General features: G+C 62.4%; 13 protein-coding genes. 9 read left to right on the forward strand and 4 right to left on the reverse strand.

The genetic code is table 11. The features are described from left to right. Positions 1-5: 5 nt before the first annotated feature. The 9 genes from murD to lpxC all read left to right on the forward strand — a co-directional run bounded on the left by murD (position 6) and on the right by lpxC (position 10,500). On the forward strand, positions 6-1,352 hold the full coding sequence (gene murD / locus C8K66_RS16425) for a UDP-N-acetylmuramoyl-L-alanine--D-glutamate ligase (RefSeq protein ID WP_108525395.1): 1,347 nt from the start codon (positions 6-8) through the stop codon (positions 1,350-1,352). Further along, positions 1,349-2,572, forward strand: coding sequence for a putative lipid II flippase FtsW (gene ftsW / locus C8K66_RS16430; protein WP_017845928.1), 1,224 nt, complete (start codon positions 1,349-1,351; stop codon positions 2,570-2,572). The genes murD and ftsW overlap by 4 nt, the downstream gene beginning before the upstream one ends. Beyond that, complete coding sequence (murG, locus tag C8K66_RS16435; protein WP_046384652.1) at positions 2,562-3,632, forward strand: undecaprenyldiphospho-muramoylpentapeptide beta-N-acetylglucosaminyltransferase; 1,071 nt, start codon at positions 2,562-2,564, stop codon at positions 3,630-3,632. Before ftsW ends, murG begins: the two co-directional genes overlap by 11 nt. Then, positions 3,625-5,085: a UDP-N-acetylmuramate--L-alanine ligase gene (gene murC / locus C8K66_RS16440; RefSeq protein ID WP_046384651.1), complete on the forward strand. Its 1,461-nt coding sequence runs from the start codon at positions 3,625-3,627 to the stop codon at positions 5,083-5,085. Before murG ends, murC begins: the two co-directional genes overlap by 8 nt. After that, positions 5,082-6,050, forward strand: coding sequence for a D-alanine--D-alanine ligase (locus C8K66_RS16445; RefSeq protein ID WP_017845925.1), 969 nt, complete (start codon positions 5,082-5,084; stop codon positions 6,048-6,050). Before murC ends, C8K66_RS16445 begins: the two co-directional genes overlap by 4 nt. Before the next feature lie 3 nt (positions 6,051-6,053). Continuing rightward, positions 6,054-6,923, forward strand: coding sequence for a cell division protein FtsQ/DivIB (locus tag C8K66_RS16450; RefSeq protein ID WP_026139894.1), 870 nt, complete (start codon positions 6,054-6,056; stop codon positions 6,921-6,923). A gap of 15 nt (positions 6,924-6,938) precedes the next feature. After that, a complete protein-coding gene (gene ftsA / locus C8K66_RS16455) occupies positions 6,939-8,201 on the forward strand; it encodes a cell division protein FtsA (RefSeq protein ID WP_017845923.1) in 1,263 nt (420 codons plus the stop codon). A 69-nt stretch (positions 8,202-8,270) separates the two neighbouring features. After that, entirely contained in the window at positions 8,271-9,476 is a 1,206-nt protein-coding gene (ftsZ, locus tag C8K66_RS16460; protein WP_017845922.1) for a cell division protein FtsZ, read from the forward strand. Positions 9,477-9,588: 112 nt separating this feature from the next. Beyond that, complete coding sequence (gene lpxC, locus C8K66_RS16465; protein WP_003171886.1) at positions 9,589-10,500, forward strand: UDP-3-O-acyl-N-acetylglucosamine deacetylase; 912 nt, start codon at positions 9,589-9,591, stop codon at positions 10,498-10,500. Between the two features lie 95 nt (positions 10,501-10,595). Here the strand turns inward: lpxC and C8K66_RS16470 are convergent, their stop codons facing one another. The 4 genes from C8K66_RS16470 to C8K66_RS16485 all read right to left on the reverse strand — a co-directional run bounded on the left by C8K66_RS16470 (position 10,596) and on the right by C8K66_RS16485 (position 15,940). Beyond that, positions 10,596-12,089, reverse strand: coding sequence for a sensor domain-containing diguanylate cyclase (locus C8K66_RS16470; RefSeq protein ID WP_046384650.1), 1,494 nt, complete (start codon positions 12,087-12,089; stop codon positions 10,596-10,598). 86 nt (positions 12,090-12,175) lie between these two features. Continuing rightward, positions 12,176-13,504, reverse strand: coding sequence for an OprD family porin (locus C8K66_RS16475; protein WP_108525397.1), 1,329 nt, complete (start codon positions 13,502-13,504; stop codon positions 12,176-12,178). 404 nt (positions 13,505-13,908) lie between these two features. Further along, entirely contained in the window at positions 13,909-15,273 is a 1,365-nt protein-coding gene (locus C8K66_RS16480) for a heavy metal sensor histidine kinase (protein WP_108525399.1), read from the reverse strand. Then, entirely contained in the window at positions 15,263-15,940 is a 678-nt protein-coding gene (locus tag C8K66_RS16485) for a heavy metal response regulator transcription factor (RefSeq protein WP_017845918.1), read from the reverse strand. The genes C8K66_RS16480 and C8K66_RS16485 overlap by 11 nt, the downstream gene beginning before the upstream one ends. Between the last annotated feature and the right edge of the window lie 4 nt (positions 15,941-15,944).

Raw genomic sequence — 15,944 nt, forward strand, 5'->3', positions numbered from 1 at the left:
AACGAGTGTCCCTGATCGCTTCAGACCACTTCCGCATCGTTGTCGGCCTCGGCAAGAGCGGCATGTCCCTGGTTCGCTTCCTGGCGAACCAGGGCACGTCGTTTGCCGTCGCCGATACGCGGGAAAATCCACCGGAGCTGGTCACGCTGCGCCGTGACTACCCGCACGTGGAAGTGCGTTGTGGCGAGTTGGATGTCGAGTTTCTGTGCCGTGCCGACGAGCTCTACGTGAGCCCCGGCCTGGCCCTGGCGACACCGGCCCTGCAAGCCGCGGCGGCGCGTGGCGTGAAGCTGTCCGGCGATATCGACCTGTTCGCGCGCAACGCGAAGGCGCCGATCATCGCGATCAGCGGTTCCAACGCGAAAAGCACCGTGACCACCCTGGTCGGCGAGATGGCGGCTGCGGCCGGCAAGCGCGTGGCCGTGGGCGGCAACCTCGGCACCCCGGCGCTGGACCTGCTCAGCGACGACGTCGAGCTGTACGTGATGGAACTGTCGAGCTTCCAGCTGGAAACCACCCACGACCTGGGCGCTGAAGTGGCCACCGTATTGAACGTCAGCGAAGACCACATGGACCGCTACAGCGGCCTGCCGGCCTATCACCTGGCCAAGCACCGGATCTTCCGCGGCGCCAAACAAGTGGTGGTCAACCGCCAGGATGCCCTGAGCCGTCCGCTGATGGGTGAAGGCCTGCCGTGCTGGACCTTCGGCCTGGGCAAACCCGACTTCAAGGCCTTCGGTATCCGTGAAGAGAACGGCGAGAAATACCTGGCCTTCGAATTCCAGAACCTGATGCCGGTGCGCGAGCTGAAAATCCGTGGCGCCCACAACCAATCCAACGCCCTGGCGGCCTTGGCGCTGGGGCATGCCGTAGGCTTGCCGTTCGATGCCATGCTCGCGAGCCTGCGCACCTTCGGCGGCCTCGAGCATCGCTGCCAGTGGGTCCGCGACCTGAATGGCGTCAGCTATTACAACGACTCCAAGGCCACCAACGTCGGTGCGGCCCTGGCCGCCATCGAAGGCCTGGGGGCCGATATCGACGGCAAGCTGTTGCTGATCGCCGGTGGCGACGGCAAAGGCGCCGACTTCAAGGACCTCAAGGGGCCGGTGGCCGCCCATTGCCGCGCCGTGGTGCTGATGGGCCGCGATGCCGACTTGATCGCCGCCGCCCTCGGTGATGCGGTGCCGCAAGTGCGCGCCAGCTCCCTCGACGACGCGATTGCCCAGTGCAAAGCCCTGGCCCAGCTGGGTGATGCGGTGCTGCTGTCGCCGGCGTGCGCCAGTTTCGACATGTTCAAGAACTACGAAGAGCGCGGCCAGCTGTTCGCCCGCGCCGTGGAGGCCTTGGCATGAATCTCAACCTCCGTAACATCATCAAGCCGTACCCGTCGCCGATCATTACCGGGCGCGGCATCGACCTCGACTTCCCGATGCTCGCCGGTTGCCTGGCTTTGCTCGGCCTTGGGCTGGTGATGATCACGTCGGCGTCCTCCGAAGTGGCGGCCGTGCAGTCGGGCAACACCCTGTACATGATGATCCGTCACCTGGTGTACCTAGTGATCGGCCTCGGCGCGTGCATCGTCACCATGATGATCCCCATCGCCACCTGGCAGCGTCTGGGTTGGCTGATGCTGATCGGTGCGTTTGGCTTGCTGATCATGGTGATCCTGCCCGGCATCGGCCGCGAGGTGAACGGTTCGATGCGCTGGATCGGCTTCGGTGCGTTCAACGTGCAGCCGTCGGAAATCGCCAAGGTGTTCGTGGTGATCTACCTCGCCGGCTACCTGGTGCGGCGTCAGAAAGAAGTGCGTGAAAGCTGGATGGGCTTCTTCAAGCCGTTCATCGTGCTGCTGCCCATGGCCGGCCTGTTGCTGATGGAACCCGACTTCGGGGCCACCGTCGTGATGATGGGTGCCGCTGCGGCGATGCTGTTCCTCGGGGGTGTCGGGCTGTTCCGCTTCACCTTGATGGTGGTGCTGGCGGTGGCTGCCGTGACCGTGCTGGTGCAGGCGCAACCTTATCGGATGGCCCGTCTGATCACCTTTACCGACCCGTGGTCCGACCAGTTCGGCTCCGGCTACCAGTTGACCCAGGCGCTGATCGCCTTCGGTCGCGGCGAGTGGCTGGGCGTGGGCCTGGGCAACAGCGTGCAGAAACAATTCTACCTGCCGGAAGCGCACACCGACTTCGTGTTCTCGGTGCTCGCCGAAGAGCTGGGCGTGGTCGGTTCGCTGTGTACCGTCGCATTGTTCGTGTTCGTGTGTGTGCGCGGCATGTACATCGGCTTGTGGGCCGAGAAGGCCAAACAGTATTTCGCTGCGTATGTGGCGTATGGCTTGTCGTTCCTGTGGATCGGCCAGTTCCTGATCAATATCGGCGTGAACGTCGGCCTGCTGCCGACCAAGGGCCTGACCTTGCCGTTCCTCAGTTACGGCGGCAGTTCGCTGGTGATCTGCTGTGCCTGTCTTGGCTTGTTGCTGCGCATCGAGTGGGAGAGTCGAACCCACCTGGGCAGCGAAGAGATGGAGTTCAGCGAAAGCGACTTCGCCGAGGAGCCGACCCATGGGCGCTAACGTGCTGATCATGGCAGGCGGCACCGGGGGCCATGTGTTCCCGGCCCTGGCCTGTGCGCGCGAATTCCAGAGCCGTGGCTACAGCGTGCATTGGCTGGGAACGCCGCGCGGCATCGAAAACGAACTGGTGCCGAGCGCCGGTTTGCCGCTGCATTTGATCAACGTCACGGGCCTGCGCGGCAAGGGCAAGCTGTCGCTGCTCAAGGCACCGTTCGTGTTGCTCAAGGCGGTGTGGCAGGCGCGCAAGGTCATCCGTGAATTGCAGCCGGTGTGTGTGCTCGGTTTCGGCGGTTACGTGACCGGCCCCGGCGGCGTCGCGGCCAGGCTCGCGGGCGTGCCGGTGATCGTGCATGAGCAGAACGCTGTCGCCGGCACCGCCAACCGCTTGCTGGTGCCGCTGGCGGCGCGGGTGTGCGAAGCGTTCCCGAATACCTTCGGCGCCTCGGACAAACGCCGCACCACCGGCAACCCGGTACGCACCGAGCTGTTTATGGACATTGCCCGGCAGCCCTTGGCCGGGCGCAAGGCGCACCTGCTGATCCTGGGCGGGAGCCTGGGCGCCGAGCCGCTGAATAAATTGCTACCGCAAGCGCTGGCGCAACTGCCTGTGGACGTGCGCCCGCAGGTCTTTCACCAGGCCGGCAAGAACCACGATGAAGTCACCGCCACGCGTTATCGCGAGGCCGGTGTCGAGGCTGATGTGCAGCCCTTCATCAAAGACATGGCCCAAGCCTATGGCTGGGCCGACCTGGTGGTCTGTCGCGCTGGTGCGCTGACCGTCAGTGAACTGGCCGCCGCCGGTCTGCCGTCCTTGCTGGTGCCTTTGCCCCATGCGATCGACGATCACCAGACCCGCAACGCCGAATATTTGGCCGGGGAGGGCGCTGCCTTCCTACTGCCGCAAAGAACGACTGGCGCCGCCGATTTGGCCGCACGCCTGACCGAGGTTTTGATGCAACCGGAACGACTCAACAGCATGGCGAGCACCGCACGCCGCCTGGCCAAACCTGACGCAACCCGCACCGTGGTCGATATCTGCCTGGAGGTGGCCCATGGTTGAGAATCAGAAAGCCATGCCGCAACCGGAAATGCGCCGCATCCGTCGTATCCACTTCGTCGGGATCGGCGGCGTGGGCATGTGTGGCATTGCCGAAGTATTGTTGAACCTGGGCTACCAGGTGTCCGGCTCCGACTTGAAAGAGTCGCCGGTCACCGAGCGCCTGAAGTCCTTCGGCGCGAAAATCTTCATCGGCCACCGCGCCGAGAACGCCGTCGAGGCCGACGTGCTGGTGGTGTCCAGCGCCGTGAACACCTCCAACCCGGAAGTTGCCAGCGCCCTTGAGCGCCGCATTCCCGTGGTGCCCCGCGCCGAGATGCTGGCCGAGCTGATGCGCTACCGCCATGGCATTGCTGTCGCCGGTACCCACGGCAAGACCACCACCACCAGCCTGATCGCCTCGGTGTTCGCCGCCGGTGGCCTGGACCCGACCTTTGTGATCGGTGGCCGCCTGAATGCAGCCGGCACCAATGCGCAACTGGGCACCAGCCGCTACCTGATCGCCGAAGCTGACGAAAGCGATGCCAGCTTCCTGCACCTGCAACCGCTGGTGGCCGTGGTCACCAACATCGACGCCGACCACATGGCGACCTACGACGGCGACTTCAACAAGTTGAAGAAAACCTTCGTCGAGTTCCTGCATAACCTGCCGTTCTACGGTTTGGCAGTGGTGTGCCTGGATGACCCGGTGGTGCGCGAGATCCTGCCGCTGGTCAAGCGTCCGACCGTGACCTACGGCTTCAGCGAAGACGCCGACGTGCGTGCGATCAATGTGCGCCAGCAAGGCATGCAGACGTTCTTCACCGTGCTGCGCCCGGACCGCGAACCGCTGGACGTGTCGGTGAACATGCCGGGCAACCACAACGTGCTCAATTCCCTGGCGACCATCTGCATTGCCTCCGATGAAGGCGTCAGCGATGAAGCCATTGTCGAGGGCCTGTCGGGCTTTGCCGGCGTGGGCCGGCGCTTCCAGGTCTACGGGCAACTGCCGGTGGAAGGTGGCGAGGTGATGCTGGTGGACGACTACGGTCACCACCCGACCGAAGTCGCCGCCGTGATCAAGGCCGTGCGCGGTGGTTGGCCGGAGCGTCGCCTGGTGATGGTCTACCAGCCGCACCGCTACAGCCGCACCCGCGACCTGTATGACGATTTCGTCAATGTACTGGCCGATGCCAACGTGCTGCTGCTGATGGAAGTCTACCCGGCCGGTGAAGAACCGATCCCCGGGGCGGACAGCCGCAAACTGTGCAACAGCATCCGTCAGCGCGGCCAGTTGGACCCGATCTACATCGAGCGCGGTGTGGACCTGGCGCCGATCGTCAAGCCGCTGCTGCGCGCCGGCGACATCCTGCTGTGCCAGGGTGCCGGTGATATCGGTGGCCTTGCGCCTAAATTGCTGGCGAGCCCCTTGTTCGTAAACAAAGCGCTCGCTGCTGAACAGGGGAAGTCGAAATGACCACGAACTACGCCTCCCTGTTCTCCACCATCGCCCCTGCCGACTTCGGCCGCGTGGCCGTGCTGTTCGGCGGTAAGAGCGCTGAGCGTGAAGTGTCGCTCAAGTCCGGCAACGCCGTGCTCGAAGCGCTGCAAAGCGCGGGCGTGAATGCGTTCGGGATCGACGTGGGTGACGACTTCCTCGCACGCCTGCAGGCCGAGAAGATCGACCGCGCCTTCATCATCCTGCACGGCCGTGGCGGTGAAGACGGCAGCATGCAAGGCCTGCTGGAGTGCGCCGGGATTCCTTACACCGGCAGCGGCATCCTCGCCTCGGCGCTGGCCATGGACAAGTTGCGCACCAAGCAGGTGTGGCACAGCCTGGGAATTCCTACCCCACGTCACAGCGTGCTGTGCAGCGAAGACGATTGTATTTCTGCAGCCAAGGAACTGGGCCTGCCTTTGATCGTCAAACCAGCCCATGAAGGCTCCAGTATCGGCATGGCTAAAGTGAACTCGGCCGCCGAATTGATCGACGCATGGAAAGCGGCAAGTACCTACGATTCGCAAGTGTTGGTGGAACAGTGGATCCAAGGTCCCGAGTACACCATCGCCACCCTGCGTGGCCAGGTATTGCCGCCCATCGCCTTGGGCACGCCCCACACTTTTTACGATTACGATGCCAAGTACCTGGCTTCCGATACCCAGTACCGGATCCCCTGCGGCCTTGACGCAAGCAAAGAACAGGAATTGATGGACCTCACGGCGAAAGCCTGTGAGGCGCTGGGTATCGCCGGTTGGGCGCGGGCAGACGTGATGCAGGACGACCAAGGGAATTTCTGGTTCCTGGAAGTCAACACCGCACCGGGCATGACCGACCACAGCCTGGTCCCTATGGCCGCGCGCGCAGCCGGCCTGGATTTCCAGCAGTTGGTGCTGGCGATCCTGGCGGCCAGCGTTGCCGGTGAAGAAAGGCAGCGAGGCTAAGACATGAAAGGCGCATCGCTTCGTCATCAGCCCCCACCCGCACCCGGCCGCAAGCCGGTGCCACGGGGTGCCAGCCGAATGGTGGCTAAAGAGCCGATGTCGGCGCGCCTGCCGAAAGCCAACTTTGGTTTCCTCAAGGCGCTGTTCTGGCCGGTGTTGCTGGTGGTGTTGGGCTTCGGCACTTACGAAGGCGCGCAGCGTCTATTGCCTTATGCCGACCGGCCGATCACCAAGATCAGCGTGCAGGGCGACTTGAGCTACATCAGCCAGCAAGCGGTGCAGCAGCGCATCGGCCCGTTCCTGGCGGCGAGCTTCTTCACCATCGACCTGGCCGGCATGCGCCGGGAGCTGGAGCAGATGCCGTGGATCGCCCACGCCGAAGTCCGCCGTGTATGGCCGGACCAGGTGACGATCCGCCTGGAAGAACAACTGCCCGTGGCCCGTTGGGGCGATGAGGCGCTGTTGAACAACCAGGGCCAGGCGTTCACCCCGCGTGAGCTGGCCAATTACGAGCACCTGCCGCAGCTGTTCGGGCCGCAGCGGGCGCAGCAGCAAGTGATGCAGCAGTACCAGGCCTTGAGCCAGATGCTGCGGCCGCTGGGCTTCTCCATTGCACGCCTGGAATTGCGTGAACGGGGCAGCTGGTTTTTGACGACCGGGGCAGGCAGTTCCGGCCCGGGCATCGAGTTGTTGCTGGGACGCGACCGCTTGGTGGAAAAGATGCGCCGCTTTATTGCCATCTATGAAAAGACCTTGAAAGAACAGATTACGAACATTGCGAGCGTCGACCTGCGTTACGCCAACGGCCTTGCCGTCGGCTGGCGTGAACCGGCTGCGCCCACGGCAGCGCAACCCGCTGTCGCGAAGAATTAAGAAGAGGCAGGACCCATGGCAAACGTGCAAAGCGGCAAAATGATCGTCGGTCTCGATATCGGCACCTCCAAGGTGGTGGCGCTGGTGGGCGAGGTCGGGGAAGACGGCACGATCGAAATCGTCGGTATTGGCACGCATCCGTCCCGGGGCCTGAAGAAGGGCGTGGTGGTGAACATCGAGTCCACCGTGCAATCGATCCAGCGCGCCATCGAAGAAGCGCAGCTGATGGCCGGTTGCCGGATTCACTCGGCGTTCGTCGGCGTAGCGGGCAATCACATCCGCAGCCTGAACTCCCACGGCATCGTGGCGATCCGCGACCGCGAAGTCAGCGCGGCCGACCTTGAGCGCGTACTCGACGCCGCCCAGGCCGTGGCGATCCCGGCGGACCAGCGCGTGCTGCACACCCTGCCGCAGGACTACGTGATCGACAACCAGGAAGGCGTGCGCGAGCCCCTGGGCATGTCAGGCGTGCGCCTGGAAGCCAAGGTCCACGTGGTGACCTGCGCGGTCAATGCCGCACAGAACATTGAAAAGTGCGTGCGTCGCTGCGGCCTGGAAATCGACGACATCATTCTCGAGCAACTGGCTTCGGCCTACTCGGTACTGACCGACGACGAAAAAGAACTGGGCGTGTGCCTGGTCGACATCGGCGGCGGCACCACCGACATCGCGATCTTCACCGAGGGTGCGATCCGTCACACCGCCGTGATCCCGATTGCCGGCGACCAGGTCACCAACGACATCGCCATGGCGTTGCGCACACCGACGCAGTACGCCGAAGAGATCAAGATCCGCTATGCCTGCGCCCTGGCCAAACTGGCCGGCGCCGGTGAAACCATCAAGGTGCCGAGCGTGGGCGACCGTCCACCGCGCGAGCTGTCGCGCCAGGCCCTGGCCGAAGTGGTCGAGCCGCGCTACGACGAGCTGTTCACCCTGATCCAGGCGGAACTGCGCCGCAGCGGCTACGAAGATTTGATCCCGGCCGGCATCGTGCTGACCGGTGGCACCTCGAAGATGGAAGGCGCGGTCGAACTGGCCGAAGAGATCTTCCACATGCCAGTTCGCCTGGGCGTGCCCCATGGCGTCAAAGGCCTGGGCGACGTGGTGCGCAACCCGATTTATTCCACCGGTGTGGGCTTGCTGTTGTACGGGCTGCAAAAGCAGACCGACGGCATTTCCCTGTCGGGCCCGAGCATCCGCGACAGCTACCGCGGCGACGACGAAGCGAAAGCGCCGTTGTTCGAACGGTTGCAGGCTTGGGTCAAAGGCAATTTCTAACGATTTACCGCAACACCGTAAAAAAAAGCAGTAGGCGAAAAAACTAGAGAATACGAAAGGAGAGGGAAAATGTTCGAACTCGTAGACAACATCCCCGCAAGCCCGGTCATCAAAGTGATCGGTGTCGGCGGTGGCGGCGGCAACGCTGTCAACCATATGGTCAAGAGCAACATTGAAGGCGTTGAATTCATCTGCGCCAACACTGATGCCCAGGCGCTGAAGAGCATCGGCGCGCGGACCATCCTGCAATTGGGCACCGCCGTGACCAAGGGCCTCGGCGCTGGCGCCAACCCGGAAGTCGGCCGTCAAGCCGCGCTGGAAGACCGCGAGCGTATCGCCGAAGTGCTGCAAGGCACCAACATGGTGTTCATCACCACCGGCATGGGCGGCGGTACCGGTACCGGTGCAGCGCCGATCATCGCCGAAGTGGCCAAGGAAATGGGGATTCTGACGGTCGCCGTCGTGACCCGTCCGTTCCCGTTCGAAGGCCGCAAGCGCATGCAGATCGCCGACGAAGGTATCCGTCTGCTGTCTGAAAGCGTCGACTCGTTGATCACCATCCCCAACGAGAAGCTGCTGACCATCCTGGGCAAGGACGCGAGCCTGCTGTCCGCGTTCGCCAAGGCTGACGATGTACTGGCCGGTGCCGTTCGCGGTATCTCCGACATCATCAAGCGCCCGGGCATGATCAACGTCGACTTTGCCGACGTGCGTACCGTGATGAGCGAAATGGGCATGGCGATGATGGGCACTGGCTGCGCCAGCGGTCCGAACCGTGCGCGTGAAGCCACCGAAGCGGCCATCCGCAACCCGTTGCTCGAAGACGTGAACCTGCAAGGCGCACGCGGCATCCTGGTGAACATCACCGCCGGTCCTGACCTGTCCCTGGGTGAGTACTCCGACGTGGGTAGCATCATCGAAGCCTTCGCTTCCGAGCACGCGATGGTCAAAGTCGGCACCGTGATCGATCCGGACATGCGCGACGAACTGCATGTGACCGTGGTCGCGACCGGCCTGGGCGCAAAAATCGAGAAGCCTGTAAAGGTCATCGACAATACCGTTCACACCGGCCACAACAGCCACGCCAGCCAAGCGGCTGCCGCTCCAGCGCCTGCGCGCCAGGAACTGCCGTCGGTGAACTACCGTGATCTGGACCGTCCGACCGTGATGCGCAATCAGGCTCAGGCCGGTGCTGCAGCGTCCCGTAGCCCGAATCCGCAAGATGACCTGGACTACCTGGACATCCCGGCATTCCTGCGTCGTCAGGCCGATTAATGGAATGTATCAGGGCTATGAAGGTGATTGGTGTTCAGCAAAGGTCTGGTCTGCTATTATCGCCAGCCTTTGTTGATACCAGTTCGCAATTTGCGCTGAAGCGGTCCAAGCCATGATTAAACAACGCACCCTGAAGAATATTATTCGTGCCACAGGTGTAGGTCTGCACTCCGGGGAGAAGGTATACCTGACCCTCAAACCTGCACCTGTCGACACCGGCATCGTGTTTGTTCGTGCCGACCTGGACCCTGTGGTGCAGATTCCTGCTCGCGCGGAAAACGTCGGCGAAACCACGATGTCGACCACATTGGTCAACGGTGACGTCAAGGTGGACACGGTGGAGCACTTGCTCTCGGCCATGGCTGGCCTGGGCATCGATAACGCCTACGTCGAGCTCTCCGCGTCCGAAGTCCCCATCATGGATGGCAGCGCTGGTCCCTTCGTATTCTTGATTCAATCTGCCGGCCTGGAAGAACAGGACGCAGCCAAGAAGTTCATTCGCATTCTGCGGGAAGTGACAGTAGAAGACGGCGACAAGCGCGCCACCTTCGTCCCGTTCGAAGGCTTTAAAGTGAGCTTTGAGATCGATTTCGATCACCCGGTATTTCGCGACCGCACCCAAAGCGCAAGCGTGGATTTTTCCAGTACTTCGTTCGTAAAAGAAGTCAGCCGCGCCCGCACCTTTGGTTTCATGAGTGACATCGAGTACCTGCGCAAGCACAACCTCGCACTCGGCGGCAGCGTTGAAAACGCCATTGTGGTCGACGCGGATGGTGTACTGAACGAAGACGGCCTTCGCTATGAAGACGAATTCGTGAAGCACAAGATCCTCGATGCAATCGGTGACCTCTACCTGCTGGGCAATAGCCTGATAGGCGAGTTCAAAGGCTTCAAGTCGGGCCACGCCCTTAACAACCAGTTGCTGCGCAAGTTGATTGAGCAGACAGATGCTTGGGAAGTCGTGACCTTCGAAGATGCCAGCACCGCACCGATCTCTTACATGCGTCCCGTTGCGGCGGTGTAAGTAACAACTCTCTTTCTTTAGTTTTTAAGGGCTGCCTTCGGGTGGCCCTTTTTATTTTCCGTGGCGAGCGAGCCACAATGGCCTGTTCGCCTCAGTCATCGCGCCGTTGCCTCCACGATGCAATTGCGCCCACTGTGCTTGGCTTCATACAGCGCGCGGTCCGCACTGAGCTGCAAGTCCTCCAGGGACATGCGACTGCGCTTGTCCCACGTACTCAGGCCAATGCTCACGGTAATCGGCCGTTCATCCCCCGCCACCCGTGGCAAGTGCTCGACGCCGCGGCGGATATGCTCGGCGATTAGCCATGCGCCCCTGATATCGGTAGACGGCAACACCACGGCGAACTCTTCACCGCCATAACGTGCGGCCAGGTCGGCCGGGCGACGGATGTTGCCGCCGATCACCTGGGCGACGTTGCGCAACGCCTCATCGCCGCCGTGATGGCCATGACGGTCGTTAAATGCCTTGAAGTGGTCGACGTCGATCATCAACAGCGTCAACGGTTCGGCGGAGCGCTGGGCGCGGTCCCATTCCAGGCGCAGGCGTTGGTCCAGAATGCGCCGGTTGGCCAGGCCGGTGAGCGCGTCGGTGGCTGCCAGTTCTGACAGCACCTTCTCCGCGCGAAAACGGCGGCGCAGTTCCCGGCGCAGCATCCAGGTCAGCCATAACAGGCCGATACACAGGATGCCGGTGGCGCCGCCGGTCAGCGTCGCCGCGCGCTTCCAGGGCGCGAACACGTCCTCACTGGACAATGCCACGACCACAATCAGCGGCAGCTCGCCGACATTGGTGAAGGTATACAGGCGCTCCTTGCCGGTGATGGTCGAGATGGCCCGAAAGCTGCCGCTTCTTTCGCGCAGCATGCGCTTGAAGTTGGGGCGATCACTCAGGTCCTTGTTGATCATGTCGCGCTCCAGCAGCGGTTGCTGGGCCAGGAGAATGCCGTGGCTGCTCAACAGGTTGACCGAGCTGCTATTGCCGATGGTCAGGCTGTTGAACAACTGATCGAAGTACGCCAGGCGCATGGTGGCCACCGCGACCCCGAGGAACTCGCCGTTGGCGCCGGTGACGCGGCGGCTGAACGCGATGCGCCAGACTTGCTCGCAATGGCACTGAATCATGAACGGCCGGCTGATGAACAGGTCGCTCTGGTTGGTGATTTTATGCACGAGGAAGTAGTCGCGATCAGCCAAATTACGCGAGGTCGGCTTGAGCGTCGAAGAGTCAGCAACGACGGCGCCATTGGCGTCCAGCAACAGCACTTGGTCTTTGAACAGCGCGGCCGTCGACAGCTCGAATTGCACCAGATGCCGGATATCCCCCGATACCTTGGACAAATCCGTGCGCTGCGTGGCGGCGATCAACCCTTGCAGCGCGAGGTCGTATAGCTCGACGTTACGCAGCACATCGGCGTTGATCAGTTGGGTGATGTTGGTGGTTGAGCGTTTCGCCGCCTGCAGGGTGCTGGCGTGTTCGCGGATCAACAGCACCGCGACGATAATCACAATCAATGCGACGGTGAAGCCGCTGCCTAGCATCAACAATAATTCTGTGCGTTCAGATGGGGTACGAAAAGGGCGTGGACTCATCGGGCAGACTTCAACGGTGAAGATACTGGCAGTTTAGTTCTACCCGATGAAAATTGATTGTTTGGTTGCAAAGAAAGTGCGGCGACTTAGAACACGTTGATCGGATAGTTGACGATCACCCGGTATTCATCCACATCCCGATCCACCGCCGAGTAGCCATTGCTGCCGCGGTTGGTCGCCCATTGCAGGCGCAGGGACAGATCCTTGGCGTTGCCGCCCTGCACCACGTATTTCACGTCGATGTCCCGTTCCCAGTGCTTGGCGTCCTGGCCGTCGGCGCTGTACCAGGCGCTGTAGCCCCGGCTGGTGGGATCGACTTTGCTCAGGTCGGTCTTACCGCTGCTGTAGGACACGGCAGTGGTCAGGCCCGGCATGCCGAGGCCGATGAAGTCGTAGGCGTACTTGAGCTTCCACGACCGCTCGTTGGGGCCGTTGAAGTCCGAGTATTGCTGGGAGTTGTCCAGGTACACGCTGTCGCCCTGGGTGATGTAGTCGAACGGTGTGTTGCCGTTGACCCGCTGGTACGCGGCGGTGACGCTGTGGCTGCCCACGACTACGGTGAAATGCAGGCTGTAGGTGTTGTTGTCGATGTTACCCAGCAACGACTGGCCGCTGTCTTGGGTGTGGTAGTAGTGCAGGCCGGGGTTGAGGCTGATCAGGTCGTTCAGCGCGTAGGTGTAGTCCAGGTCGTAGTAGTACTGGTGCCACACATCCTTGAGTTCGGCGGCGTACAGGTTGCTGGTCAGTCCCGGCACGCCGCTGAACGACACGCCGGCCCAGTCCAGGTGCTGGCTGTCGGTGTGTTCCGGCAGTGTGCCGTAGCTGGTGCCGATGCGCTGGTGGCCGCTCTGGTTGTAGAGCTTGGTGAAGCTGGCCTGGCCGCCTTCGATCATCCAGCCGTCGAGGCTGTGGTTGGTCAGGCTTACGCCGCGAAAGGTCTGGGGCAGCATGCGGGTCATGCCGCCGGCGATCACCGGGTTGTTGAGGAACAGGTCACCGGCTTTCAGCTCCGTGTCGAACGCGCGCATCTTCAACGTGCCGCCTGCGGTGGAGAACGACCCCGGCGCCTTGCCGCTGCCTTGACTGTTGCCGTATGGAAGGATGCTCGAACCGTCGGTGCCGCCACCGCCGTCGAGCTTGAGGCCGAGCATGGCGTGGGCATCCAGGCCGAAACCGACGGTGCCCTGGGTGTAGCCGGATTCGAAGATGCCGAGAAAGCCCTGGCCCCATTCTTTGTTGTCATCGGTGTGGATGTCGCGACGGTCGTGGTTCATGTAGTAGTTGCGGGCGTTGAGCTTGAGGCTTGCGCCTTCGACGAAACCGTCGGTGGGGGTTGCGTCTGCCGCGTGGGCGAGGGGGGCGATCGTTGCTGCAATCGCGAGGAATAACGGGGTGAACGTCAGCGAGTTCTTCACCGGTGGAGCTCCTTTGGTCAAACGGAAACGGCCAATGTCGTGGGGGTGTGCCTGGCCTTTTTTGCGGCAAAAAAAAAGCCGCTGAAGTCAGCGGCTTTAAGACAGATTCCCAGTGTAGAGCCCTGGAAAAAAGTCGAGGGAAATTCGGGTAAGCGGGTCAGCTGTCTTTGCCGTCGCGCTCATCGATGCGTCAAATTAACGCAGGCGAGCGCTGCGATACAGAGTGTAACAAGATAATGACTGTTGCCCAAATCGCAACAGTCAGAGATTTAGCGCAAGCGGCGCGATCCAGTGTGGGAGGGGGCTTGCCCCCGATAGCGGCGGATCAGTCAGTACTTCAGTGACTGATACACCGCTATCGGGGGCAAGCTCCCTCCCACATTGGTCTGAAGTGTTCTCAAGCGTTAGACGGGCAGGGTAATACCGAAGGTGTTGCCGCCGGCGTCACTGTGCACGAACACATCGCCGCCATGCATCAGCGCAATCGCCTTGACGATGGCCAGCCCCAGCCCATGGTTGGCGCCACTGTTGCTGCGCGATGCGTCCACCCGATAGAAGCGTTCGAACAGCCGAGGCAGGTGCTCGCTGGCAATCGCGTCGCCGGGGTTGGTCACGGCGATCGCCACCTGATGCTCCCGCACGTCGATGTTCACCGCGATGACCTGCCCTGGCGCGGTGTGCTGCACCGCGTTGCTCAGCAGGTTGATCAGTGCGCGGCGCAGGTGGGCTCTTTCGATCTGCACCTGGGCGTCGCCGTGGACGTGCACCCGGACCTGGGCGTCTTCGAGGATGAAGTCCAGGTAGTCGAGGGTGGTCGCCACTTCGTCGGCCAGGGAGCTTTCGATCAGCTTGGTGGCCTTGCTGCCCTGGTCGGCGCTGGCGAGGAACAGCATGTCGTTGATGATCGAACGCAGGCGCTCCAGTTCTTCCAGGTTCGATTGCAGCACCTCGAAATAATGTTCGGCCGAGCGCCCGCGTGTCAGGGCCACCTGGGTCTGGCCGATCAGGTTGGTCAGGGGCGAGCGCAGTTCATGGGCGACGTCGGCATTGAACGATTCCAGGCGCGAGTAGGCCTGTTCGACGCGGTCCAGGGTGGCGTTGAACGAGTTGACGAACTGACGCAACTCCGGCGGCAGCGGCGACAGTTGCAGGCGCCCGGAGAGTTTCGGCGGTGCGAGTTTCTGCGCTTCGTCCGAGAGTTTACTCAGCGGCTTGAGGCCGATGCGCGAGACCCAGAACCCCAGCAGCGCCGCCAGCACCACGCCGATAAACGCCAGGCTGATCAGCGCCACCAGCAAGTGGTGCTGGGTGGCGCGGAAGTTTTCGGTGTCGATGGCGATCATGAAGCGCAACGGCGGGCGCTGGTCCTGGGCGGGGAACTGGCTCACCAGCACCTTGAACGGTTCGGTGTGATTGGCCAGGCGCAAGTCGCGCTTGCCGGTCGGGCCGGTGGCGAAGGCGCGGATCTGTGCGTCCGGGCTGCCATATTCGTAGTTCGGGTCGCTGCTCACCACCCAGAAACGGATGCGCTTGTCTTCCTCGGCCAACAACTTGAGTTTGGCCTTGATCTTGGTCCAATGCTCCGGCGTGCCGAAGCGCTTCACCGAGGACTCCAACACGCTGTAGCGCGCATCCAGTTCGGCCTCGGGTAACAGGCCCAAGCCACGGTCCACCTGCTGATAGAGCGCGCCGCCGATCAACAGGAAGATCAGCAGCGCCACCAGGGTGAACATGCCGCTCAAGCGCAGCGCGATGGAGTTAGTTGACACCGCGGTTCTCCAGCACATAACCCATGCCACGGATGGTGTGCAGCAGCTTCTGTTCGAACGGCCCGTCGAGCTTGGCGCGCAGGCGTTTGATCGCGACTTCGACCACGTTGGCGTCGCTGTCGAAGTTGATGTCCCAGACCATCTCCGCGATGGCGGTCTTGGACAGGATCTCACCCTGGCGCCGCGCCAATACGCTGAGCAGCGAGAACTCCTTGGCGGTCAGGTCCAGGCGCACGCCGTTGCGGCTGGCCTTGCGGCTGATCAGGTCGATCCACAGGTCGGCGACCGTCACCTGCACCGGTTCGTGCCCGCCACTGCGGCGGGTCAGGGCTTGCAGGCGCGCCACCAGCTCCAGGAACGAAAACGGCTTGCCCAGGTAATCGTCGGCGCCTTCACGCAGGCCGCGAATGCGGTCTTCCACGCGTTCGCGGGCGGTGAGCATGATCACCGGCGTTTGCTTGCGCGCACGCAGGGCACGCAACACGCCGAAGCCGTCGAGACCGGGCAGCATCACGTCGAGCACGATCACCGCGTAATCGTTTTCCAGCGCCAGGTGCAAACCTTCGACGCCTTCACGCGCCACGTCGACGGTGTAGCCTTGCTCCGTCAGGCCGCGATGCAGGTAGTCCGCGGTTTTTTCTTCATCTTCAACGATCAGTACGCGCATGACC

Origin of the sequence: Pseudomonas sp. GV105 (assembly GCF_003058185.1) — a bacterium.
GTDB lineage: Bacteria > Pseudomonadota > Gammaproteobacteria > Pseudomonadales > Pseudomonadaceae > Aquipseudomonas > Aquipseudomonas veronii.